Source organism: Mesorhizobium sp. B1-1-5 (assembly GCF_006443065.1).
In the GTDB taxonomy this organism is placed as follows: Bacteria; Pseudomonadota; Alphaproteobacteria; order Rhizobiales; family Rhizobiaceae; genus Mesorhizobium.
The window spans coordinates 1-2,300 of record NZ_VFWS01000237.1; the positions used below are offsets into that span (position 1 = coordinate 1).

At 63.3% G+C, this 2,300-nt stretch carries 4 protein-coding genes and 1 pseudogene; 4 read left to right on the top strand and 1 reads right to left on the bottom strand.

From position 1 onward, the window contains the following. Nucleotides 1–198 precede the first annotated feature (198 nt). From FJ980_RS29870 to FJ980_RS35560, 4 genes are all read left to right on the top strand, one after another. Nucleotides 199–597, top strand: coding sequence for a hypothetical protein (locus FJ980_RS29870; protein WP_140521011.1), 399 nt, complete (start codon nucleotides 199–201; stop codon nucleotides 595–597). A gap of 108 nt (nucleotides 598–705) precedes the next feature. After that, on the top strand, nucleotides 706–942 hold the full coding sequence (locus FJ980_RS29875) for a hypothetical protein (RefSeq protein WP_140547213.1): 237 nt from the start codon (nucleotides 706–708) through the stop codon (nucleotides 940–942). Nucleotides 943–1,120: 178 nt separating this feature from the next. Beyond that, nucleotides 1,121–1,417 carry a DUF982 domain-containing protein gene (locus tag FJ980_RS29880; protein WP_140517077.1) on the top strand — a complete coding sequence of 99 codons (297 nt, stop codon included), beginning with the start codon at nucleotides 1,121–1,123 and terminating at the stop codon, nucleotides 1,415–1,417. 42 nt (nucleotides 1,418–1,459) lie between these two features. Continuing rightward, the gene (locus FJ980_RS35560) at nucleotides 1,460–1,909 is read left to right on the top strand and encodes a DUF6074 family protein (protein ID WP_246676613.1); all 450 of its coding nucleotides are present in this window, start codon (nucleotides 1,460–1,462) and stop codon (nucleotides 1,907–1,909) included. On the opposite strand, the pseudogene FJ980_RS29890 reads toward FJ980_RS35560, so the two are convergent. Continuing rightward, nucleotides 1,860–2,300, bottom strand: a pseudogene (locus FJ980_RS29890) (hypothetical protein); the annotation flags it as partial. The gene FJ980_RS35560 and the pseudogene FJ980_RS29890 overlap by 50 nt on opposite strands.

The following is a 2,300-nucleotide window of genomic DNA, read 5'->3' on the forward strand; positions in this document are numbered from 1 at the left end:
TTGCCGGTGTGGCTCTGCAAGGGAGCCGGCGTGAAAATCTCCCCAGATTTGGCACTTGAGGGCAAAAGGTTCAAGGAAGAACTGCCCGGACACCACCAAGCGGCAGGGATATTCGGCGCGCCCCGATGTCCTTGACGCCCTTGTTCCTTCCCTTTCAGTCGACCGTGCGGTAGGGCGAGGGAGGTTTTTGGAGATTTCATGAGCGTCGAGCACGCCAGATTGCCTGAAGCGCCGTTGAAGGCGGCCTGCTCATTGCTGATGAGCCTTGTGCTGCTGGCGATGCTGTCGCTTGGCCGGGCGGAGGTGCCCGTCTTTGCCGGAGCAGCCTCCGGTGTCGCCAGCGCCGGCGTGGAGCGGTCCGGCGAAGCGGCGGCGCTGCTGCGCATCACCGGCAAGGGGCAGGCGCTGGAAGTTCGTTCCGGCCGGCCGGCCCTGGTTAAGTTCGCCGGCGGCCATCCGGCCCTGCCGGCTCGGGACACCGTCTTTTCCTGGTTTGTTTCGGTTCCGCCGGCAGAGGTCGTCGCCGCCGACAGGGACGCCCGCACACCGTGGGCGACTGCCAATCAGCCGCGCGCGCCGCCATCGGTTCCGGCCTGAGCGGTTTCAACCGCTCCTTCACTCAAACCACTTCCTGTTCGCGCCTCGATCCGCGCGGCGGCTTCGGTCGCGCAGCGGTGCGTAGCGCGTCATTTCCGGATTGTTTCCATGCAACGTATCAAGACACTCAAGAGCCTTTCGCGCGCGGCCTGCGCCGCCATTTTCCTTTCCGTCCAGGCGCTCATCTGTATCGGAACCGTCTACTGGGCGCTGACGGAGACGCTCGGCCTTTCGGCGACAGGGGCACTTGTCCTTGGCGGGATTTTCGCTGTGCCGTCTGCTCTCGTGCTGCTTACGGCGGTGCGCATGGCCTTCGATGCGGAGACCGATCCCGCCAACCAGTAGCCGGACCGCCAAGGCGCCCGCGCTCGACAAGGCCGGGCGCCTTGGCGCTTGCTTGCGGCGGCTGCGGCAAAACGTCCATGACCGCGGAGACGCCACATTCCTGCGGTAGCGACCGGCCAGAGCAACTTTTTACGACGGATGGCGTTGCCGCTGGTGACGACAGTTCGGGAGATGGCGGATGGACAGACTGCAATTCGAGGTGCCGGTGCGTATCGCGCCCGGACCCGGCCTGCCTGTCGAGGAGATCTACAGCGTCGAACAGGCCCTTGATTTTCTCCAGGCCTGGCCGCTGCGCCGGCAAGGCCCGATTTACCAGAAGGCCTTCAACGCCTGCTTCGGCGCCACCGTGGACGTGGTCAAGACCGAGGATGCCTGCCGGGCGTTCATGGCGTTCTGCCGGGTGACCGGGCTGATGGCCCGGGACATGATGGCGCCGCGCAAGCGCGGTGGCCAGGCGAGAGGGCTGCAAGCCTGAGGTGCGCTGCGCTCTTCGTTCTCCTGGCCGAACGGCGCATCGATGCCGATGCCATTAAGCTTCCGTTTCCACTTTCGCGGCTACGCCATGCTTGTTCGGCAATGGTTGATTCGTTGCGTCAGTCTCGTGGGTCGGAAGATGTCCCCAGAAAAAATCCGTGCATTCCCGATCGACCGTCAGGCATTCCTGGTTCGGGAGGTGGCTGCCAGGCTCGACAGTTTGCATGGCGACAGCGCCACCTCGTTCTGGAGGGCCAAGGCGACGGAGTTGTTCGATCTCGTCGTCAGGTCAGGCACGGACAGGGCGGCGGCCAGCGACGAGGTGCGCAGGTTCTTCTTCGCCGTGCAAAAAGAGATATCGGCCGGCGCGGCCACTGAGCCGATGCCAATCCTTTCCGCCGGAAGTGCTCCGCAAGGCGTCCCACAGCCGGTCCATGCCACCGCTAGCGGAACAGATATTTTGAAACTTCGGGGTTGCCGCGTCGCCACATGACGTTGTCAAGGAAGTAATGGTGCACGTTGATGAAGATCAGCACGATGAAGAAGAACAGCGACGAACCCAGGACTTCCTTGTCGTAAGGGATCAAGGCAGTCAGTGCCGCCGGGATCAGCCAGAAACCGAGACCGCCGAGGACCCCGCCGGCGACGACGAACCCCAGGACTCGCGTCCTGTAGATCGGACCAAGAACGGACAGGATTCTGGAGTCCGGAACCTTTTGTGCATCGGGACCGTCACGCTCGACATTGCTTTGATAGCGCCAGACCACGGCCAGGTACTGCAGCGAATGGAGAGCCGGCACCACGAGCAGCCACAGCGGGTTTATTCTCACGACCAGGATCCAAAGATATAGGGACGCGATATAAGCGACGACGCCGTTATACGG

Bases quoted from the DNA above. Each gene is read 5' to 3' on its own strand.
- FJ980_RS29870 (WP_140521011.1), top strand. From the start codon at position 199: ATGAGCGTCGAGCACGCCAGATTGCCTGAAGCGCCGTTGAAGGCGGCC.
- FJ980_RS29875 (WP_140547213.1), top strand. From the start codon at position 706: ATGCAACGTATCAAGACACTCAAGAGCCTTTCGCGCGCGGCCTGCGCC.
- FJ980_RS29880 (WP_140517077.1), top strand. From the start codon at position 1,121: ATGGACAGACTGCAATTCGAGGTGCCGGTGCGTATCGCGCCCGGACCC.
- FJ980_RS35560 (WP_246676613.1), top strand. From the start codon at position 1,460: ATGCCGATGCCATTAAGCTTCCGTTTCCACTTTCGCGGCTACGCCATG.